This is a genomic window from Streptomyces sp. NBC_01717 (genome assembly GCF_036248255.1).
Classification (GTDB): domain Bacteria; phylum Actinomycetota; class Actinomycetes; order Streptomycetales; family Streptomycetaceae; genus Streptomyces.
Genome location: NZ_CP109178.1, coordinates 2064283 through 2082631, shown reverse-complemented (window position 1 = coordinate 2082631; position 18349 = coordinate 2064283). Strand labels below are relative to the sequence as shown.

Here is an 18349-nt window from a genome sequence, read left to right as displayed (position 1 = left end):
AGCCCCGGCCGGTGAGGCGCCGCCGGTCAGAACTCCTCGTGGGACTCCGGGTCGCCGCCGAACCGCCGCCGCGGACCGGCGGAGATCCGGGCCAGTTCGTCCGCCGTCAGCTCGAAGCCGAACAGATCCAGATTCTCCCGCTGCCGCCCCGGATCTGCGGACTTCGGGATCGGCACCGCACCGAGCTGGGTGTGCCAGCGCAGCACGGCCTGACCGGGTGTCACGCCGTGTGCCTCGGCGACGGCGACGATCTCCGGGTCCGCCAGCAGCCGGTGTCCGCGGCCCAGCGGGCTCCAGCTCTCGGTGACGATGCCCTTCGCCTCGTGCACGGCCCGCAGCTCCTCCTGCGGGAAGCGCGGATGCATCTCGATCTGGTTGACGGCGGGCAGCACCCCGGTCTCCTGCTCCAGCCGCTCGACATGGGCCGCGGTGAAGTTGGAGACACCGATCGACCGCACCAGACCGTCCTTGCGGAGCTGGATCATGGCTTTCCAGGTGTCGACGTACAGATCGGCCCGGGGCAGCGGCCAGTGGATGAGATAGAGATCCACGTAGTCGAGCCCGAGATTGCGCCGGGACTCCTCGAACGACGCCAGCGTCTTCTCATAACCGTGGTGCCTGCCCGGGACCTTGGTGGTGACGAAGACGTCCTCCCGCGGCACGCCGCTGCGGGCGATCCCGCGACCGGTGCCTGTCTCGTTGCGGTAGTTGAGCGCGGTGTCGACGAGCCGGTATCCGAGGCCCAGCGCCCCGGCGACGGCCTGCTCGGCCGCGTCGTCGTCCATCGGCCAGGTGCCGAGCCCGACGGCGGGAATGGTGCGGCCGTCGTTGAGGGTGCGAGCCGGGGTCTCGATCATGATCTCCCTTTACGTTCGGAAACCTTCCTGGCCAGGGTAGGACGGACAGCGGTGGTCCACCCGTCCGGACGGCCACGGCGGGGATCGGTGACCTCGAGCGCTGAGACGGGTGTTCCCGCAGCCGTGGGCCGCCCGGTACCGTGATCGTTCCGCGTGTGAGCCGGTGAGGTCTCCACATCGTTTCCCGCTGTGGAGAATCAGGAGAACCAGGTGTCCGCTGTCGCCCTGCCCGCCCTCGCACCACCGCGCCGGGCCGGGCTCACCGATCTGCCCGTGCTGCTCGTCGCGGTCGTCTGGGGCGCCAGCTATCTCGCGGCCAAGGGCATCACCACGACGTCCACCGTCGTCGCGGTCCTCGTGCTGCGCTTCGTCATCGTGCTGCCCGTGCTGGCCGTCGCCGGGTGGCGCAGGCTGCGGGCACTCAGCGCGGCGCAGTGGCGCGGCGCGGGTCTGCTGGGGCTGGTCCTCAGCGGGATCTTCCTGGTGGAGACGTACGGCGTCGTGCACACCTCGGCGACCAACGCCGGACTCATCATCAGCCTGACGATGATCTTCACGCCGCTCGCCGAGGCCGCGGTGACCCGGGTCCGGCCGACCGGAGCGTTCCTCGCCGCCGCCGCGTTGTCCGTCGCCGGTGTCGTGCTACTGACCCAGGGCGGCGGTTTCACCAGCCCGTCGGTGGGCGATCTGCTGATGCTCGTGGCGGCCCTCGCCCGTACCGTGCATGTGCTGATGATGGCCCGCATCAAGTCCGTCCGGGCGGCGGACTCGCTGTCGTTGACCACCGTGCAGCTCGGCAGCGCGGTCGCCGTCTTCGCCGTGCTCGCCGCCGTTCCCGGCACCGGGGAGTCGCCCTGGTCGGTGGCCGCGGGGTTCGGCGTCCGGGAGTGGGGCGGGCTGCTGTTCCTCTCCGTCTTCTGCACGCTGTTCGCCTTCTTCGTGCAGATGTGGTCGGTACGCCGCACCTCGCCGTCCCGGGTCAGTCTGCTGCTCGGTACGGAACCCCTGTGGGCGGCCGCCGCGGGTATCGCGATCGGCGGTGAACGACTCTCCGCCCTCGGCGTACTGGGCGCCGTGCTCGTCCTCGCCGGAACCGGCTGGGGCCGCCGCGCGGCAACCCCCGCGGCTCCTTGAGTCGGCTACTCCTTGAGCCGGTCGGCTGCCACCATGACAGCGGCTCCCGTCATCACCAGCACGACGTTGACGAACACCGCGTACCCACCGAGGAACTCCAGTCTCCGCACCACCGCCCAGAGCCGGAACCAGCCCGTCCATTCGTGGAGCAGCCCGGTGACGCCCTGGATGAAGACGATGAAGCCGACCGACTCACAGAGTTTCTTCATCCCGTGAGCCTCGCGCGTAGGGTCCCACCGCCGCGTCGGCCGCCGGTCTGCCCCGTTGCGACTTAAGTCTCCGATCCGGTGCTACCGAAGTCTCCGGTCCGGCGACTTCGGTGGCCTCCCGCTCCCGTACGGCCGGTACCAGCCCGCCACCTGAGTAGTTTTGTCGATATGACGCGCACGGAGTACCCCTGGCTGCTGCCCTCGGCGATGGCCGATCCCGAGCTGCCCGGTGACCAGGGCCGCAGAGCGCGCCGCACGGTACGGGACTGGGTCGTCGACATCACGGCGTTCCTCTGCGCGGCGGCGATCGGCGCGGCCGCGGCAGGCGCCATCGACGCCGACCGCACCACCCCCGACGGGGTCGTCTTCATCGACTCGCTGGTCGGCGCCGCGGCCTGTTGCGCCCTGTGGACACGGCGGCGGTGGCCGGTCGGCCTGGCTGTGACCCTGACACTGGTCTCGGTCGTCGAACCGGTAGCCGCCGGGGCCCTGCTCGTGGCGCTGTTCAGCGTGGCGGTGCACCGGCCGTTCAGACCGGTGGCCGCCGTCGGCGTGCTCGCGCTGGCCGTCGCGCCCGTACAGCCGTATCTGCGCCCCGACCCGGCAACCTCGTTCCTCGCGTCCACGGTTGTCGGGGCGCTGCTGGTCCTGCTGGTGCTGAGCTGGGGAATGGTCGTACGGTCCAGACGCCAGCTCGTCGTCACGCTGCGCGAGCGTGCCCGCCGGGCCGAAGCGGAGGCCGCGCTCCGGGCCGAGCAGGCCCAGCGGCTGGCCCGCGAGGCCATCGCGCGCGAGATGCACGATGTGCTCGCCCACCGGCTGACCCTCCTCAGCGTCCACGCGGGCGCCCTCGAATTCCGCCCCGACGCGCCGGCGGCCGAGGTCGCCCGGGCCGCAGGGGTCATCCGGGACAGCGCGCACGAGGCGCTCCAGGACCTGCGCGAGATCATCGGCGTCCTCCGGAGCCCCGGCGACGGCGACAACGGGGACGGCAACCGGCCGCAGCCCACCCTCGCCACGCTGGACGCACTGATCGCCGAATCCCGACTGGCGGGGATGAAGGTCACCCTCGACAACCGCGTCGCCGACCCGGTCACCGCCCCCGCCGCAACCGGCCGCACCGTGTACCGCATCGCCCAGGAGGGCCTGACCAACGCCCGTAAGCACGCCCCCGGCACCGAGGTCACCGTCACCGTCACCGGTGGACCGGGCGACGGTCTCACCGTCGAGGTACGCAACCCGGCACCCGTCGAACCGTTCGAGCGGGTCCCCGGCTCCGGCCAGGGCCTCATCGGTCTCACCGAGCGTGCCACCCTCGCGGGCGGCCGCCTCGACCACGGCCCGGAACCCGACGGCGGCTTCGTCGTCCGGGCCTGGCTACCGTGGTCCTCATGACCATCCCCAGGGATCCCGTGGCGCGCCCCGTCCGGCTGCTCATCGTCGACGACGACCCACTCGTACGTGCCGGGCTGACGTTCATGCTCGGCGGCGTCGACGACATCACCGTCGTGGGGGAGGGTGCGGACGGCTCCGAGGTCGCGGATCTCGTCGACCGGCACCGCCCCGATGTGGTGCTGATGGACATCAGGATGCCGACCATGGACGGGCTGACCGCGACCGAGGCGCTGCGCGGCAGACCCGACGCGCCCGAGGTCGTCGTCCTCACCACGTTCCACGCCGACGAGCAGGTGCTGCGGGCCATCCGCGCCGGAGCCGCAGGATTCGTCCTGAAGGACACCCCGCCCGCGCAGATCGTCGACTCGGTGCGACGGGTCGCGGCCGGTGACCCCGTGCTGTCGCCCGCCGTCACCCGGCAGCTCATGGCTCGTGCCGCGGGCGGCGCCGACGGCCGGCCGGCCCGGGCCGAACGGGCCCGGCAGCGGATCGCCTCCCTCGCCGAGCGGGAGCGCGAGGTCGCGGTCGCCGTCGGGCGAGGCCGGTCCAACGCGGAGATCGCCGCGACCCTGTATCTCAGCGTGGCCACCGTGAAGGCCCATGTGTCGCGCATTCTCGCGAGGTTCGGCTTCAACAACCGCGTTCAGATTGCGCTGTTGGTGCACGACGCGGGTCTGCTCTACGAGGAGGGCGACGCCACCGGCGACGTAGGCTGAGGGGGGTCGATCCGAGCAGATCGACCGAACCGGCCGGGAGGGGGCGGACCGTGTCCGCAGTGGACGTCGATCTTCGCGGGATCCAGGACTTCACCGCGAATCCGTATCCGTACTACGCGAAGATGCGCGCCGAGGGACCGGTGCACACCATCCGTACCGACGACTTCGAGCGGGTCTGGCTGATCGTCGGTTACGAGGAGGGCCGCGCGGCCCTCGCCGACCAGCGGCTCGGCAAGGACTGGCGGACGACGCCGTACGCGACGGGCGCGGGCGATCCGATCAACGCCAACATGCTGGAGATGGACGCGCCCCACCACACCCGGCTGCGCAAGCTCGTCGCCCGCGAGTTCACCGCCCGCAGGATCGAGTCGCTGCGGCCGCGCGTCCAGCAGATCACCGATGAGCTGCTCGACGCGATGGTGCCCGCCGGGCACGGTGACCTGGTCGACGCGCTCGCCTTCCCGCTGCCCATGACGGTCATCTGCGAGCTGATCGGTGTGCCGGACCTGGACCGCAACGAGTTCCGCCGGCTGTCGAACGGCATCGTCGCCCCGAAGACGGCGCAGGAGGAGGGCGAGGCGGTCCGCTCGATGGGCGCCTATCTGGTCGAGCTCATCGAGGACAAGCGGTGCTCGCCCGGTGACGACCTGTTGAGTGCACTGATCCGGGCGCGTGACGAGGAGGGCGACGGTCTGTCGTCCGACGAACTCGTCGGGATGGCCTTCCTGCTGCTCGTCGCCGGTCATGAGACCACGGTCAACCTGATCTCCAACGGGGTACGCGCGCTGCTCACCCACCCTGATCAACTGGCCGCACTCCGCGCCGACTTCGGGTTGATCGACGGTGCGGTCGAGGAGATGCTCCGGTACGACGGGCCGGTGGAGACCGCCACCTTCCGCTTCACCCGTGAACCGGTCGGGATCGGCTCCCGGGTCATTCCGGCCGGCGAAGCGGTCCTGATCGCCCTGGCCGGAGCCGACCGCGACCCCGCCCGCTATCCGGAACCGGACCGTTTCGACATCCGTCGCGACACCCAGGGGCATCTGGCGTTCGGACACGGCATCCACTTCTGCATGGGGGCGCCGCTGGCCCGTATGGAGGGCCGGATCGCGATCCGCGCGCTGCTGGAGCGCTGCCCGGATCTCGAACTCGCCCCGGAAACCGGGGAGCTCGACTGGCTGCCGGGGATGCTGATCCGAGGGGTGCGACGGTTGCCGGTGCGCTGGTGAGGTAGGAAAGCGTGTCATGACCGGACTTGATTTGCAGATGGCACAGAAGGTCCTCGACAGCCAGCCGTTCAGCCGGCTCGTCGGGGCACGGATAACCGCTTTCGGGGACGGTGCGGCCACCCTCCAAGTGGACATCCGTCCGGAACTCCAGCAGCAGAACGGCTTCGTGCACGGCGGAGTGCTCTCCTACGCCGCCGACAACTCGATCACGTTCGCCGCCGGGACGACCCTCGGACCGGCCGTACTCACCGGCGGCTTCTCGATCCAGTACATCCGGCCCGCCACCGGCCGCACCCTGATCGCCCGCGCCGTCGTCGTCCACACCGGCCGCCGCCAGGCCGTCGTGCGCTGCGATCTGTTCGCCGCAGCGGACGACGGCACGGAAACCCTGTGCGCGGTCGCCCAGGGGACCGTGCTCCCCGCCCGGAGCTGACGGGGACATTCCGCCTCAGTCGGCCGGGATCTCCGCCACCGCCACCGGTCGGTGCTCGCGCCGGGACAGCTCGCACGCCTCCGCGATCCGCAGTGCGTAGAGAGCTTCCCGGCCGTCGCACGGGTTGGCCACCTCGCCCCGCACCACCCGTACGAACGCGTCCAGTTCCGCCTCGTACGCCGGGGCGAACCGCTCCAGGAACCCCGGCCAGGGCTTGGCCGGGGCGGCGGGGCCCTGTGGCTCCACCGATGTCAGCGGAGTGCGCTCGTCGAGCCCGACCGCGATCTGACCGAGCTCGCCCGCCAGCTCCATCCGTACGTCGTACCCGGCGCCGTTGCACCGGGTCGCCGTCGCGGTGGCCAGTGTGGCGTCGTCGAGGGTCAACAGGGCCGCCGCCGTGTCGACATCGCCTGCCGCACGGAACATCGCGGGCCCGGCATCCGATCCGGTGGCATACACCTCCACCACCTCACGGCCCGTCACCCACCGCAGGATGTCGAAGTCATGGACCAGACAGTCCCGGAACAGACCGCCGGAGTGCGGCAGATACGCGGCGGGCGGCGGCGCCGGATCGGACGTCACGGCCCGCACGGTGTGCAGCCTGCCCAGCGCTCCGCCCCGTACGGCGGTGCGCGCCGCGGCGTACCCGGCGTCGAACCTGCGCATGAAGCCCAGTTGGAGCACGCTCCCGGCCCGCTCGACCTCGCGCAGCGCGCTCAGCGTCCCCGCAGGGTCCAGCGCGATCGGCTTCTCGCAGAAGGCGGGCAGCCCCGCACGCGCGGCCGCCCCGATCAGCTCCGCGTGCGTCGACGTGGCCGAGGCGATCACGACGGCGTCCACCCCCGCGCGCAGCACTTCGGCCACGGACCCGGCGGCTGAAGCGCCTGTCCGGGCCGCGACGGCGGCTGCCCTTGCCCCGTCGGTGTCCGTCACCACCAGCGTGTCCACGGCGGGGTGGCGGGCCAGCACACCCGCATGGAAGGAACCGATCCGGCCGGTGCCGATGAGTCCGATACGCATGGACCCAACGTGCCGCCCACCGGCTGCGCTGTCAACTATATGTCCTGACAAACGAGAGAGTGTTCGGGTGCCGGTCCTCAGAGGGGCAGGACCCCGGTCGGTCGTCGTTCAGCGCCCGGCCCTCCGGCGATGCGGCCCTGTCCGGCTGATCTGGCGGCCCGTCAAATCGCCATGGATGCCGAAGGTTCGCAAAGGCGAGTGGTGACTTGCGCCCATTCGCCCCGTCCTGCCCCCGCGGGGCTCGTAACGATCTTCGGAAAGACTGGTACTGCGTGTGTGGGCCACATAATCTCCCGTTGCCGTCGGTAGCCGGAAGAGGCTGCCGTGACCCCTGGGGGGACCGCATGGCCATGCGCGAGCACGAAGTCGACCGCCGTACGCTGTTCAGATTCGGCCTGGGGGGAGCGGTCGCTGCGGTCGTCGGCACCGAACTGGCGCTCCCCGCCGTGGCCCAGGCGGCGCCCTCGGCGGAATTCCCCTGGATCATCGACTGCGACAGCTGGGGCGCCAGGCCGCCGTCCAGCACCATCCAGATCACCGGCAACACCACCAACAAGATCATCCTGCACCACATGGCGTTCCCGAACGTCACCGACTACTCGCGCGAGCACGCCGTCCAGCTGGCCAAGGACTGCCAGGACCTGCACATGGACACCAATGGCTGGGCGGACACCGGCCAGCACTTCACCGTGAGCCGGGGCGGCTACGTCCTGGAGGGCCGTCACCGGAGTCTGGAGACCCTGGAAGCCGGGGAACACCAGGTGACCGCCGCCCACTGTCCCGGCGAGAACGGCAACGCGATCGGGATCGAGAACGAGGGCACCTACATCACGGAGACCCCGCCCGAGGCCCTCCTCGACTCGCTGGTCGAGCTGTGCACCGCCGTGTGCCGCAAGTTCGAGCTGAACGCCTGGGACGTCTTCGGCCACTGGGACTTCCGCGACACCGACTGCCCGGGCATCGCCTTCTACGCGCAGTTCCCGATGATCCGCTCGCGCGTCCTCAAGGCGCTGGGCACGCCGGCCGGCGCGATACCGGAGCGTCGGTGGCCGGACATCTGGCGGTTCGTCGGCGGCCCCGTCGTCAAGGTGGCGCAGTACCTGCTCGCCGACGTCGGATACGAACTGGCCGCCGACGGCGTCTTCGGCCAGGACATGAACCCGGTCGTGAACGACTTCCAGGCGAGGAACGGCATACCGGTCGACCCGGACTGCACCTTCGACCGTGCCACCTGGGAGGCGCTCGTACCCACCCTCGGCAAGCACGCCACCGGCCTGCCCGTCGTGGCCCTGCAGGAGATGCTCGTCCGCAAGGGATACGCCGATGCCGCACCGACGGGCACGTACGACCACGGGACCATGAAAGCCGTCCAGGGCCTTCAGCGACTGCACGGCCTCGTTCCCGACGGCAAGGTCGGGAAGAGCACGTGGTGCGCCGTCGTCGGCGGCTCGGTACGGCAGGCGTTCCAGGTCTGAACCCGTCCGCGGCAGCCGACCGGCACGTGTGCGAAGACCCGCCGGCCTGCGGGCCTTCGCTTCACGGCCGGCCGGCCGGCCGGCCGTGGCGGGGCCGGTGCCCCGGCGGATGGTCAGCCCGGTTGGCTGTTGTCCTTCAGGGTGCCCCAGCCGTGCCAGCGTTCGATCTCGATCCAGGCGCTCACCCGGTCGCGGTCCCGCATGGGGTAGTCGTTGCCCAAGTACTGACGGGCCAGCCTGTCGATGTCGGCGAGGCCCTCGTCCGGGCGTGTCTCGGCGACGCGGCCGATGATGCTGATGTGCGTGTACCAGCCCGCCTCGTCCAGCACGGTGAGAGTGACGCGCGGGTCGCGGCGGATGTGCTCCAGCCGCTTGCGGCCCTCGTCCATGTTCACCAGCACCCGGCCGTCGTCCCAGAGGTACCAGGTCGGGGTGGACACCGGCTGGCCGTCCGGGCGGAGCGTGGTGATGACGGCCGGGTTCGCCTTCTTCAGCATGGTCACGGCTTCGTCCGGCAACGGTGGCTTGGACATCTGCTCTCCCTCACATCGACCCGTCGTACGGCACCGGTGGTGCGCCCCCGGAGCACCCCACCCGCACACTACGATCACCCCGCCCGGGTCGCCCGCCGAGCCGCCCGCGATCGGGTGACCCCGGGCGTATCGCATCTCCTGAGCAACGTTGTCAGGACAACCGGACAACGGGACGACCTGACTACCGGTGGTCCTGACATGAGGGCTACGCTCCTGCCGTGCCCAAACCTGTCGCCGACCCCGCCGCCCTCGAACTCGGTGTGGACCGCAGCAGCCCGGTCCCGCTCTACTACCAGCTGTCCCAGCAGCTGGAGGCGGCCATCGAACAGGGCCGCCTCGCCCCAGGCAGTCTCCTCGGCAACGAGATCGACCTCGCGGCCCGGCTCGGCCTGTCGCGGCCCACCGTCCGCCAGGCCATCCAGTCGCTCGTCGACAAGGGCCTGATGGTCCGGCGCCGCGGGGTGGGCACCCAGGTCGTCCACAGCCAGGTCAAGCGGCCCCTCGAACTGAGCAGCCTGTACGACGATCTCGAGGCGGCCGGCCAGCGCCCCGCCACCCGCGTCCTGTGCAACCGGCTCGAGCCCGCCACCGCCAGGGTCGCCGCCGCCCTCGGTGTCCCGGAAGGCACCGACGTCCACCTCGTGGAGCGCCTGCGGTCCGCGCACGACGAACCGATGGCCCTGCTGCGCAACCACGTGCCGGCCGGCCTGGTCGACCTGGGCACCGAACGGCTGGAGGCCACCGGCCTCTACCGGATCATGCGCGCTGCCGGTATCACCCTGCACAGCGCGCGCCAGAACGTCGGCGCCCGCCTCGCCACGGCCGAGGAGGCCGCCCAGCTCGCCGAGCCCGAGGGCGCGCCGCTGCTGACGATGGAGCGCACCACGTACGACGACACCGGGCGGGCGGTCGAATTCGCCTCCCATGTCTACCGGGCCTCGCGCTACGCCTTCGACTTCCAGCTCCTCGTACGCTGACGAGCTCTGCGGAGGCCCCGTTGACGACGCCGACGCACCCCGCTAGAACACCCCAAGCCGCACTCGGGCGGCCGGGAGAGAAGGCGGACCCACCATGCGTACCCCTCGCAAGGCAGCAACCCTGATCGCCATCTGCACCATCGGCCTCGCGCTCACCACCTTGACCGGATGCAGCAGCTCCGGCGGCAAGAGCGCGGAGGACAAGCCCGGGAGCGGCAGCGGGCAGGGCGTCAAAGGCGTCTCCACACCCCGGATGAAGATCGCCATGGTCACGCACGCGGGGGAGGGCGACACCTTCTGGGACATCGTCCGCAGCGGTGCGAAGCAGGCCGCGGCCAAGGACAACGTCGAGTTCCTGTACTCCGCCGACAAGGAGGGCAAGGAGCAGGCCCAGCTCGTCCAGGCCGCCATCGACCAGAAGGTCGACGGCATCGTCGTCACGCTCGCCAAACCGGAAGCCGTCAAGGCGGTCGTCGCCAAGGCGGTGAAGGCCGGCATCCCCGTCGTCACGATCAACTCGGGCGCGCAGTTCTCCGCGGAGGTCGGCGCGCTCAGCCACATCGGGCAGGACGAGAAGGTCGCCGGCGAGGCCGTCGGCGAGGAACTCAACGAGCGCGGCCGCAAGAAGGCCGTCTGCGTCATCCACGAACAGGGCAATGTGTCGCTCGAGGAGCGGTGCGCCGGGGTGAAGAAGACCTTCAAGGGCGCGGTCGAGAACCTCAACGTCGAGGGCACCAACATGCCCGCCTCCACCTCCTCCATCGAGGCGAAGCTCCAGGCCGATCACGGCATCGACACGATCGTCACCCTCGGCGCGCCGTTCGCCGCCGCCTCCGTCAAGGCCAAGGAGGGTTCCGGCTCCAAGGCCGAGGTCGACACATTCGATCTGAACGCCGAGGTCGTCAAACGCCTGAAGGCGGCGGAGGTCGGCTTCGCCGTCGACCAGCAGCCCTACCTCCAGGGCTATCTCGCCGTCGACGAACTGTGGCTCAACAAGACGAACGGCAACGTCATCGGCGGCGGGAAGCCGGTGCTCACCGGCCCGGCGATCGTCACCGCCGACGACGTCCCGCAGCTGGAGGAGTACACCGCGCGCGGCACCCGATGACCGCCGTACGCGCCACCGCGCACACCACTGTGCACACCCCCTTCCGACGCACACGTCCCGCCCCTGCCGGGCGGCGCCGACTCGGGCTCGGGGATACTTGGCCAGCCGGACCGGGAGGCGATACCCCCAGGCGGCACCAAGCAGTACAGCGAGCAGCACAAGAAGGGCACGGCGTCGTGGCAAGGGTTCGGACAGGGGTACGTGCGATGGGTGCCGTGCTTGCGGCGGTGCTCGGGGCCTCCCTCGTGGGATGCAGCAGCACCGGTGGCAAGCGGGCGGAGGAGCGCGCGGCCCGGGCCGCCGCCGAGGGCCGGTCCGCGGTGAACACACCCCGCTGGACCTTCGCCATGGTCACCCACTCGGGCGACGGCGACACGTTCTGGGACATCGTCCAGCGGGGCGCCGAGCAGGCGGCCGTCAAGGACAACATCAAGTTCCTGTACTCGCACAACGACGAGGCGCAGCAGCAGGCCCAGCTCGTCCAGGCCGCGATCGACCAGAAGGTCGACGGGCTGATCGTCTCGCTCGCCAAGCCCGACGCGATGAAGGACGTCGTCGCCAAGGCCACCAGGGCCGGGATCCCGGTGATCACGGTGAACTCTGGCTCCGCGGAGTCCAAGGCGTTCGGCGCGCTCACCCACATCGGCCAGGACGAGTCCATCGCCGGCGAGGCCGTCGGCGACGAGCTCAACGCGCGCGGCCGGAAGAAAGCCCTGTGCATCCTGCACGAGCAGGGCAACGTCGGCCACGAGCAGCGCTGCGCCGGGGCGAAGAAGGCGTTCGACGGGCAGATGGAGAACCTGTACGTCGAGGGCACCAACATGCCCGACGTCCAGGCGTCCATCGAGGCGAAGCTCCAGGCGGACAAGAGCATCGACGCGGTCGTCACGCTCGGCGCGCCGTTCGCGGACGCCGCCGTGAAGGCGAAGCGGACCGCGGGCTCCAAGGCCGAGATCGACACGTTCGACCTGAACGCGAAGGTCGCCACCGCACTGCAGGACAAGACCCTGGGCTTCGCCGTCGACCAGCAGCCGTACCTCCAGGGGTACGAGGCCGTCGACCTGCTCTGGCTCTACCGCTACAACCGCAATGTGCTCGGTGGCGGGCGCCCCGTCCTCACCGGCCCGCAGATCATCACCTCGAAGGACGCCGCCGAGCTGGCGGAGTACACGAAGCGGGGGACCCGATGACCACGACGGAACAACCACCGGCCCCGGCGGCCGGGTCCGACGAGCGGCTGCTGCACACCTCGGCGCTGCGCAGGCTGCTCGGCCGCCCCGAACTCGGTTCGGTCGTAGGCGCCGCGGCCGTCTTCATCTTCTTCTCGATCATCGCCGACAGCTTCCTGCGCGCCTCCAGCTTCGGCACGGTGCTGTACGCGGCGTCCACCATCGGGATCATGGCGGCGCCGGTGGCGCTGCTGATGATCGGCGGTGAGTTCGACCTGTCGGCCGGTGTCCTGGTCACCAGCTCCGCGCTGGTCTCCTCGATGTTCAGCTACCAGATGACGGCCAATGTCTGGGTCGGCGTCTTCGTGTCGCTCCTGGTGACGCTGGCCGTCGGTGCGTTCAACGGGTTCATGCTGACCCGTACGAAACTGCCGAGCTTCATCATCACGCTCGGTACGTTCCTGATGCTGACCGGCCTCAATCTCGGCTTCACCAAGCTGATCAGCGGAACGGTGTCGACGAAGTCCATCGCCGACATGGAGGGCTTCGACTCGGCCCGCAAGGTCTTCGCCTCGCAGTGGACCGTCGGCGGGGTCGAGCTCAAGGTCACCATTCTCTGGTGGGCGGTGCTCGTCGCGATCGCCACCTGGATCCTGCTCCGTACCCGCTTCGGCAACTGGATCTTCGCGGTCGGCGGCGAGGCCGACGCGGCCCGCGCCGTGGGTGTCCCGGTGATCCGCACCAAGGTCGGTCTCTACCTCGGCGTCGCCTTCGCCGCCTGGGTCTCCGGGCAGCACCTGCTGTTCTCGTTCGACGTGGTGCAGTCCGGCGAGGGCGTCGGCAACGAGCTGACGTACATCATCGCGGCCGTCATCGGCGGCTGCCTGATCACCGGCGGCTACGGCTCCGCGATCGGCTCGGCGATCGGCGCTTTCATCTTCGGCATGACCAGCAAGGGCATCGTGTACGCGGAGTGGAACCCGGACTGGTTCAAGTTCTTCCTCGGAGCCATGCTGCTCCTGGCCACCCTGCTCAACGCATGGGTACGCAAGCGCGCGGAGGCGACGAAATGACGACCGCGGCCCCCCGGGCGCTGATCGAGCTGGACCACGTCAGCAAGTTCTACGGGAACATCAAGGCCCTCCAGGACGTGTCGCTGGAGGTCCACGCGGGCGAGATCTCGTGCGTCCTCGGCGACAACGGCGCCGGCAAGTCCACCCTCATCAAGATCATCGCAGGGCTGCACCGGCACGACGCGGGCCGGTTCCTCGTCGACGGCGAGGAGACCGCTCTGGCCAACCCGCGCGAGGCCCTGGACCGGGGCATCGCCACGGTCTACCAGGACCTGGCCGTCGTTCCGCTGATGCCCGTCTGGCGAAACTTCTTCCTCGGCTCCGAGCCGACGACGGGCGTCGGCCCGTTCAAGCGGCTCGACGTCCGGATGATGCGCGAGACGACCCGTTCCGAGCTGCTGCGCATGGGCATCGACCTGCGCGACGTCGACCAGCCGATCGGCACCCTGTCCGGCGGCGAGCGCCAGTGCGTCGCCATCGCGCGGGCCGTCTACTTCGGCGCCAAGGTCCTCGTCCTGGACGAGCCCACCGCTGCACTCGGCGTCAAGCAGTCCGGGGTCGTGCTGAAGTACGTGGCGGCCGCCCGGGACGCCGGGCTCGGCGTGGTTCTCATCACGCACAACCCGCATCACGCCTATCTGGTCGGCGACCGGTTCGTGCTGCTCAAGCGGGGCGCCATGTCCGGCAGCCACACCAAGGACTCCATCACCCTGGACGAGCTGACCCGCCAGATGGCCGGTGGCAGCGAGCTCGAGGAGCTGAGCCACGAGCTCGAGCGGGCCCCCTCGCCGACCCACCTGGGCGGCCATCCGGTCACCGACGACACCCCGTAGGAGAGGGCGCGGGCGGGGTGCCGCCCGCCCCGACCGCCCGCCCCGACGCTCCGGCAGTGGCAGAATCGAGCCCGACGGGCGCCGTCCGCCGCCGGGAGCTGTCACCACCCGGTCCCCCCAGACAACGCAGGGACGATGAGCACGTACCGCGACTTCACACACCGCGGCTCCGCCCGCGCCACCGTCCTGCGGACCGTCGGCACCCGGGAGCGGCGCTCGCACCTCACGGCGCCCCGGGTACCCACCGTCGGCATCGACATCGGGGGTACGAAGGTGATGGCCGGCGTCGTCGACGCCGACGGGAACATCCTGGAGCAGCTGCGCACCGAGACGCCGGACAAGTCCAAGAGCCCCAAGGTCGTCGAGGACACCATCGTCGAGCTGGTCCTCGACCTCTCCGACCGGCACGACGTGCATGCCGTCGGCATCGGCGCGGCGGGCTGGGTCGACGCCGACCGCTCCAAGGTGCTGTTCGCCCCGCACCTCGCCTGGCGCGACGAACCCCTCCGCGACGCCCTCGCCTCCCGCCTGGTCGTCCCCGTCATGGTGGACAACGACGCGAACACCGCGGCGTGGGCGGAGTGGCGGTTCGGCGCGGGCCGCGGCGAGGACCATCTCGTCATGATCACGCTCGGCACCGGCATCGGCGGCGCGATCCTGGAGGACGGTCAGGTCAAGCGCGGCAAGTACGGGGTCGCCGGTGAGTTCGGCCACATGCAGGTGGTACCCGGCGGGCACCGCTGTCCGTGCGGCAACCGCGGCTGCTGGGAGCAGTACAGCTCCGGCAACGCCCTCGTCCGCGAGGCCAGGGAGCTGGCCGCCGCCGACTCGCCCGTCGCTCACGGAATCATCGAGCGGGTCAAGGGGAACATCCCCGAAATCACCGGGCCGCTCATCACCGAACTGGCCCGCGAGGGCGATGCGATGTGCATCGAGCTCCTCCAGGACATCGGCCAGTGGCTCGGTGTTGGCATCGCCAATCTGGCCGCCGCGCTCGACCCCTCCTGCTTCGTCATCGGAGGCGGTGTCAGCGCCGCCGACGACCTGTTGATCGGTCCCGCCAGGGACGCCTTCAAGCGCCACCTCACCGGCCGCGGCTACCGCCCCGAGGCCCGGATCGCGAAGGCCGAGCTCGGCCCGGAGGCAGGTATGGTCGGCGCCGCGGACCTGGCCCGGCTGGTCGCCCGCCGGTTCCGCCGCACCAACCGCCGTCGTGTCGAGCGGTACGAGCGGTACGCGCAGATCTACGACCAGGCCGCGAGCACCATCCGGTCCACCCGCAACACCCGCACCTCCTAGGGGCCCCAGAACATGACCACAGCAGAGCATCCCGTCCTGCCGCGCCAGTCCTCGCCGCCCGACGAGGGCGGCGGACGGCGCCCGGAGGACCGGCGCCGGATGATCCGGCGACGCCTGATCACGGCGACCACCATCGTCCTGCTGATCGGCGTCCCGGCCGGCTATCTGCTGATCTCCGCCGGCCAGAGCCGCCGCTCCGGGCAGGACAAGGAGGCCGAGGCCTCCGCGCATGGGCTCCGCGAGGGCTGGCCGTCCCGGATGCAGCGCCGGATCTTCGAGGTGCCGATCCCCGGCGACGCGGTGGACGTCCAGTACTACGAGACGAACAACTGGAAGGCCAGCCGGATGTACGCGCAGTTCCGCACGTCGTCCGCCGGGCTCGACCGCTTCCTCTCCCGTCTGGGCTCCGGCCGCGCGGCCCTGACCGACGGCGACGTCACCGTCGGCGCACGCGACACCAAGATCGCGGGCTGGTACTTCGGCCAGGGCGTCGACTGGGCGGGCACCACCCACACCAACAAGGACCCGCGCCCCACCCAGAACATCACCGTCGACATGACCGATCCGGCATCTCCTGTCGTATATGTCGTATCTGCGGCGACCCCCTGACCGGAGGTCGACCGACCGCTCACTAACCTGGAGCGAGTGAGCGACGTGAGTGAGACGAATACCCCGCAGCCCGCGCAGCCGTTCCCGGGCGCGCAGTCCGTACCTGCGGCGCAGCAGTTCCAGGGCCCGCAGACGCTGGAGCCGTTCCTGGGACCGCAGGCAGGGCAGCCCGGGCACACCCTGCAGCCGGTGCCGCCGCTGTCGGCCACGCAGACCGGGCAGGTACCGCTGCAGCCGTCGCACGCACAGCCGGTGCAGCCCGTGCCCCCGCAGTCGGCGCCGGCCGCCCAGCCCCGGCCGATCCCGCAAGGATCCCGCGCCCTGCCGATGCACACCCTCCAGTACCGGTTCGACGGCCCGCAGGACGCCCCCGTCCTCGTCATCGGCCCCTCGCTCGGTACCACCTGGCACATGTGGGACCGCCAGATACCGGAGCTCTCCCAGCACTGGCGGGTCTTCCGCTTCGACCTGCCCGGCCACGGCGGCGCCCCGGCCCATCCCGCCACCGCCGTCGGCGAACTGTCCGACCGGCTGCTGGCCACCCTCGACAGCCTCGGCGTCCAGCGCTTCGGATACGCGGGCTGCTCCATCGGCGGCGCGATCGGCGCCGACCTCGCACTGCGCCACCCGCACCGGGTCGCCGCGCTGGCCCTGGTAGCCGCCTCGCCCCGGTTCGGCAGCGCAGACGAGTTCCGCCAGCGCGGAGTGATCGTCCGCACCAACGGCCTGGAGCCGATGGCCCGCAGCGCACCGGACCAGTGGTTCACCCCCGGCTTCGCCGCCGCCCAGCCCGCCATCGTCGAGTGGGCCGTCCAGATGGTCCGCACCACCGACCCCGGCTGCTACATCGCGGCCTGCGAAGCCCTCGCCGCCTTCGACATCCGTCCCGAACTCGGCCGCATCAGCGTCCCGACCCTCGTCCTGGTCGGCGCCGAGGACCATGTCACCGGGCCGGCCGAGGCCCGCACGCTGGTCGCGGGCATACCCGACGCCCGGCTCGCCCTCGTGCCCGGAGCCTCGCACCTCGCCCCCGTCGAGCAGCCCGGAGCCGTCACCGACCTGCTCCTCACCCACTTCTCCACCAGCTGGCAGGACACCCTCGCCGCCATCCCGGTCCCGGGCACCGGCCCCACGCTCTCCGCCCCCATCCTGCCCATCGCGGAGATCGCCTCCGCCACGGCCGCGCCCGACGCCGCGACCTCCGGCCGCCGGGACCCGTACGACCCGGGGATGAAGGTCCGCCGCGAAGTGCTCGGCGACGCCCACGTCGACCGGGTCATGGCCGCGTCCGACGACTTCACCGGCGAGTTCCAGGAGCTCGTCACGCGCTACGCCTGGGGCGAGACCTGGACCCGGGAGGGCCTGGATCGCCGTACCCGAAGCTGCGTCACGCTCACCGCACTGGTCACCTCCGGGCATCTGGAGGGTCTCGCGCCGCACATCAGGGCCGCCCTGCGCAACGGGCTGACCCCCGCCGAGATCAAGGAAGTATTGCTGCAGACCGCCGTGTACTGCGGCATACCGGCCGCGGGCGCCGCCTTCACCATCGCCCAGTCGGTGATTCAGGAAGAAACCACGCCCCGGCCGTAGCAGGATGAGCATCATGAACGCTGCGAACCCTCTGCACCTGACCCTGACCAAGAAGACGCACTCCTGCATCCGGCTGGAGAAGGACGGGCGGACGCTCGTCATCGACCCGGGCGGCTTCTCGGAGCAGGACGCGGCACTCGGCGCCGACGCGATGCTCGTGACCCACGAGCACGCCGACCACTTCGACGAGGGCCGGCTGCGGGCCGGTCTGGAGGCGAACCCGGCCGCGGAGGTCTGGACCCTGCGCAGCGTCGCGGAACAGCTCTCCGCGGCCTTCCCCGGCCGGGTGCACACCGTCGGTCACGGCGATACGTTCACCGCCGCAGGGTTCGACGTACAGGTGCACGGCGAACTGCACGCGGTGATCCACCCCGACATCCCGCGGGTCACCAACATCGGCTTCCTGGTGGACGGTTCGCTCTTCCACCCGGGGGACGCGCTCACCGTCCCCGACCACCCCGTCGACACGCTGATGCTCCCGGTGATGGCCCCGTGGAACAAGATCTCCGAGGTCATCGACTACGTGCGCGAGGTCAAACCGCGCCGGGCGATCGACATCCACGACGCGCTGCTCACCGATCTCGCCCGCCCGATCTACGACCGGCAGATCGGCAGCCTCGGCGGCGCCGACCACGGTCGGCTGATCCCCGGGGACTCGACCGGTCTCTGACCGGCGCCGGTCCGCCGACT

Annotated in this window: 19 protein-coding genes; 15 read left to right on the top strand and 4 right to left on the bottom strand. The window is 70.8% G+C overall.

All coding sequences use genetic code 11. The annotated features are described in order from the left end of the window. Nucleotides 1–26: 26 nt before the first annotated feature. Entirely contained in the window at nt 27–857 is an 831-nt protein-coding gene (locus tag OHB49_RS09565) for an aldo/keto reductase (RefSeq protein ID WP_329159465.1), read from the bottom strand. Between the two features lie 210 nt (nt 858–1067). Here OHB49_RS09565 and OHB49_RS09560 point away from each other — a divergent pair, with 210 nt between their 5' ends. Further along, entirely contained in the window at nt 1068–1991 is a 924-nt protein-coding gene (locus OHB49_RS09560; RefSeq protein ID WP_329159464.1) for a DMT family transporter, read from the top strand. Nucleotides 1992–1996: 5 nt separating this feature from the next. Here the strand turns inward: OHB49_RS09560 and OHB49_RS09555 are convergent, their stop codons facing one another. Further along, the gene (locus tag OHB49_RS09555) at nt 1997–2200 is read right to left on the bottom strand and encodes a hypothetical protein (RefSeq protein WP_329159462.1); all 204 of its coding nucleotides are present in this window, start codon (nt 2198–2200) and stop codon (nt 1997–1999) included. 168 nt (nt 2201–2368) lie between these two features. On the opposite strand from OHB49_RS09555, the gene OHB49_RS09550 reads away from it, so the two are divergent. From OHB49_RS09550 to OHB49_RS09535, 4 genes are read left to right on the top strand one after another with little or no spacing between them, the layout of a single operon-like run. Continuing rightward, on the top strand, nt 2369–3595 hold the full coding sequence (locus OHB49_RS09550) for a sensor histidine kinase (RefSeq protein ID WP_329159460.1): 1227 nt from the start codon (nt 2369–2371) through the stop codon (nt 3593–3595). Then, nucleotides 3592–4311 carry a response regulator transcription factor gene (locus OHB49_RS09545; RefSeq protein ID WP_329159459.1) on the top strand — a complete coding sequence of 240 codons (720 nt, stop codon included), beginning with the start codon at nt 3592–3594 and terminating at the stop codon, nt 4309–4311. The genes OHB49_RS09550 and OHB49_RS09545 overlap by 4 nt, the downstream gene beginning before the upstream one ends. A 50-nt stretch (nt 4312–4361) precedes the next feature. Continuing rightward, nucleotides 4362–5540 carry a cytochrome P450 family protein gene (locus OHB49_RS09540; protein WP_329159458.1) on the top strand — a complete coding sequence of 393 codons (1179 nt, stop codon included), beginning with the start codon at nt 4362–4364 and terminating at the stop codon, nt 5538–5540. A gap of 16 nt (nt 5541–5556) precedes the next feature. Then, a complete protein-coding gene (locus OHB49_RS09535; RefSeq protein WP_329159456.1) occupies nt 5557–5973 on the top strand; it encodes a PaaI family thioesterase in 417 nt (138 codons plus the stop codon). 15 nt (nt 5974–5988) lie between these two features. On the opposite strand, the gene OHB49_RS09530 is transcribed toward OHB49_RS09535, so the two are convergent. Then, on the bottom strand, nt 5989–6993 hold the full coding sequence (locus OHB49_RS09530) for a Gfo/Idh/MocA family protein (protein ID WP_329159454.1): 1005 nt from the start codon (nt 6991–6993) through the stop codon (nt 5989–5991). A 350-nt stretch (nt 6994–7343) separates the two neighbouring features. Here OHB49_RS09530 and OHB49_RS09525 point away from each other — a divergent pair, with 350 nt between their 5' ends. Continuing rightward, nucleotides 7344–8468 carry a peptidoglycan recognition protein family protein gene (locus tag OHB49_RS09525; protein ID WP_329159452.1) on the top strand — a complete coding sequence of 375 codons (1125 nt, stop codon included), beginning with the start codon at nt 7344–7346 and terminating at the stop codon, nt 8466–8468. A 113-nt stretch (nt 8469–8581) separates the two neighbouring features. On the opposite strand, the gene OHB49_RS09520 is transcribed toward OHB49_RS09525, so the two are convergent. Continuing rightward, complete coding sequence (locus tag OHB49_RS09520) at nt 8582–9001, bottom strand: PPOX class F420-dependent oxidoreductase (protein ID WP_030978096.1); 420 nt, start codon at nt 8999–9001, stop codon at nt 8582–8584. 218 nt (nt 9002–9219) lie between these two features. Here OHB49_RS09520 and OHB49_RS09515 point away from each other — a divergent pair, with 218 nt between their 5' ends. From OHB49_RS09515 to OHB49_RS09475, 9 genes are all read left to right on the top strand, one after another. Further along, on the top strand, nt 9220–9978 hold the full coding sequence (locus OHB49_RS09515) for a GntR family transcriptional regulator (RefSeq protein ID WP_329159450.1): 759 nt from the start codon (nt 9220–9222) through the stop codon (nt 9976–9978). Between the two features lie 94 nt (nt 9979–10072). Next, on the top strand, nt 10073–11086 hold the full coding sequence (locus OHB49_RS09510; RefSeq protein WP_329159448.1) for a sugar ABC transporter substrate-binding protein: 1014 nt from the start codon (nt 10073–10075) through the stop codon (nt 11084–11086). A 176-nt stretch (nt 11087–11262) separates the two neighbouring features. Next, entirely contained in the window at nt 11263–12276 is a 1014-nt protein-coding gene (locus tag OHB49_RS09505; RefSeq protein WP_443079510.1) for a sugar ABC transporter substrate-binding protein, read from the top strand. Beyond that, nucleotides 12273–13328: an ABC transporter permease gene (locus tag OHB49_RS09500; RefSeq protein WP_329159444.1), complete on the top strand. Its 1056-nt coding sequence runs from the start codon at nt 12273–12275 to the stop codon at nt 13326–13328. Before OHB49_RS09505 ends, OHB49_RS09500 begins: the two co-directional genes overlap by 4 nt. Further along, on the top strand, nt 13295–14161 hold the full coding sequence (locus OHB49_RS09495) for an ATP-binding cassette domain-containing protein (protein ID WP_199919299.1): 867 nt from the start codon (nt 13295–13297) through the stop codon (nt 14159–14161). The genes OHB49_RS09500 and OHB49_RS09495 overlap by 34 nt, the downstream gene beginning before the upstream one ends. Nucleotides 14162–14296: 135 nt before the next feature. After that, nucleotides 14297–15460 carry an ROK family glucokinase gene (locus OHB49_RS09490; RefSeq protein WP_030916796.1) on the top strand — a complete coding sequence of 388 codons (1164 nt, stop codon included), beginning with the start codon at nt 14297–14299 and terminating at the stop codon, nt 15458–15460. Between the two features lie 12 nt (nt 15461–15472). Beyond that, entirely contained in the window at nt 15473–16069 is a 597-nt protein-coding gene (locus OHB49_RS09485; RefSeq protein WP_329159442.1) for a hypothetical protein, read from the top strand. Between the two features lie 327 nt (nt 16070–16396). After that, the gene (gene pcaDC, locus OHB49_RS09480; protein ID WP_329166418.1) at nt 16397–17659 is read left to right on the top strand and encodes a bifunctional 3-oxoadipate enol-lactonase/4-carboxymuconolactone decarboxylase PcaDC; all 1263 of its coding nucleotides are present in this window, start codon (nt 16397–16399) and stop codon (nt 17657–17659) included. A 13-nt stretch (nt 17660–17672) separates the two neighbouring features. Beyond that, nucleotides 17673–18329, top strand: a complete 657-nt coding sequence (locus OHB49_RS09475; protein ID WP_329159440.1) for an MBL fold metallo-hydrolase — start codon at nt 17673–17675, stop codon at nt 18327–18329. Nucleotides 18330–18349 lie beyond the last annotated feature (20 nt).

Excerpts from the sequence above, each read along its gene's own strand:
- OHB49_RS09565 (WP_329159465.1), bottom strand. The coding sequence starts at position 857 with ATGATCGAGACCCCGGCTCGCACCCTCAACGACGGCCGCACCATTCCC.
- OHB49_RS09555 (WP_329159462.1), bottom strand. The coding sequence starts at position 2,200 with ATGAAGAAACTCTGTGAGTCGGTCGGCTTCATCGTCTTCATCCAGGGC.
- OHB49_RS09550 (WP_329159460.1), top strand. The coding sequence starts at position 2,369 with ATGACGCGCACGGAGTACCCCTGGCTGCTGCCCTCGGCGATGGCCGAT.
- OHB49_RS09545 (WP_329159459.1), top strand. The coding sequence starts at position 3,592 with ATGACCATCCCCAGGGATCCCGTGGCGCGCCCCGTCCGGCTGCTCATC.
- OHB49_RS09535 (WP_329159456.1), top strand. The coding sequence starts at position 5,557 with ATGACCGGACTTGATTTGCAGATGGCACAGAAGGTCCTCGACAGCCAG.
- OHB49_RS09530 (WP_329159454.1), bottom strand. The coding sequence starts at position 6,993 with ATGCGTATCGGACTCATCGGCACCGGCCGGATCGGTTCCTTCCATGCG.
- OHB49_RS09525 (WP_329159452.1), top strand. The coding sequence starts at position 7,344 with ATGCGCGAGCACGAAGTCGACCGCCGTACGCTGTTCAGATTCGGCCTG.
- OHB49_RS09520 (WP_030978096.1), bottom strand. The coding sequence starts at position 9,001 with ATGTCCAAGCCACCGTTGCCGGACGAAGCCGTGACCATGCTGAAGAAG.
- OHB49_RS09510 (WP_329159448.1), top strand. The coding sequence starts at position 10,073 with ATGCGTACCCCTCGCAAGGCAGCAACCCTGATCGCCATCTGCACCATC.
- OHB49_RS09500 (WP_329159444.1), top strand. The coding sequence starts at position 12,273 with ATGACCACGACGGAACAACCACCGGCCCCGGCGGCCGGGTCCGACGAG.
- OHB49_RS09495 (WP_199919299.1), top strand. The coding sequence starts at position 13,295 with ATGGGTACGCAAGCGCGCGGAGGCGACGAAATGACGACCGCGGCCCCC.
- OHB49_RS09490 (WP_030916796.1), top strand. The coding sequence starts at position 14,297 with ATGAGCACGTACCGCGACTTCACACACCGCGGCTCCGCCCGCGCCACC.
- OHB49_RS09485 (WP_329159442.1), top strand. The coding sequence starts at position 15,473 with ATGACCACAGCAGAGCATCCCGTCCTGCCGCGCCAGTCCTCGCCGCCC.
- pcaDC (WP_329166418.1), top strand. The coding sequence starts at position 16,397 with ATGCACACCCTCCAGTACCGGTTCGACGGCCCGCAGGACGCCCCCGTC.
- OHB49_RS09475 (WP_329159440.1), top strand. The coding sequence starts at position 17,673 with ATGAACGCTGCGAACCCTCTGCACCTGACCCTGACCAAGAAGACGCAC.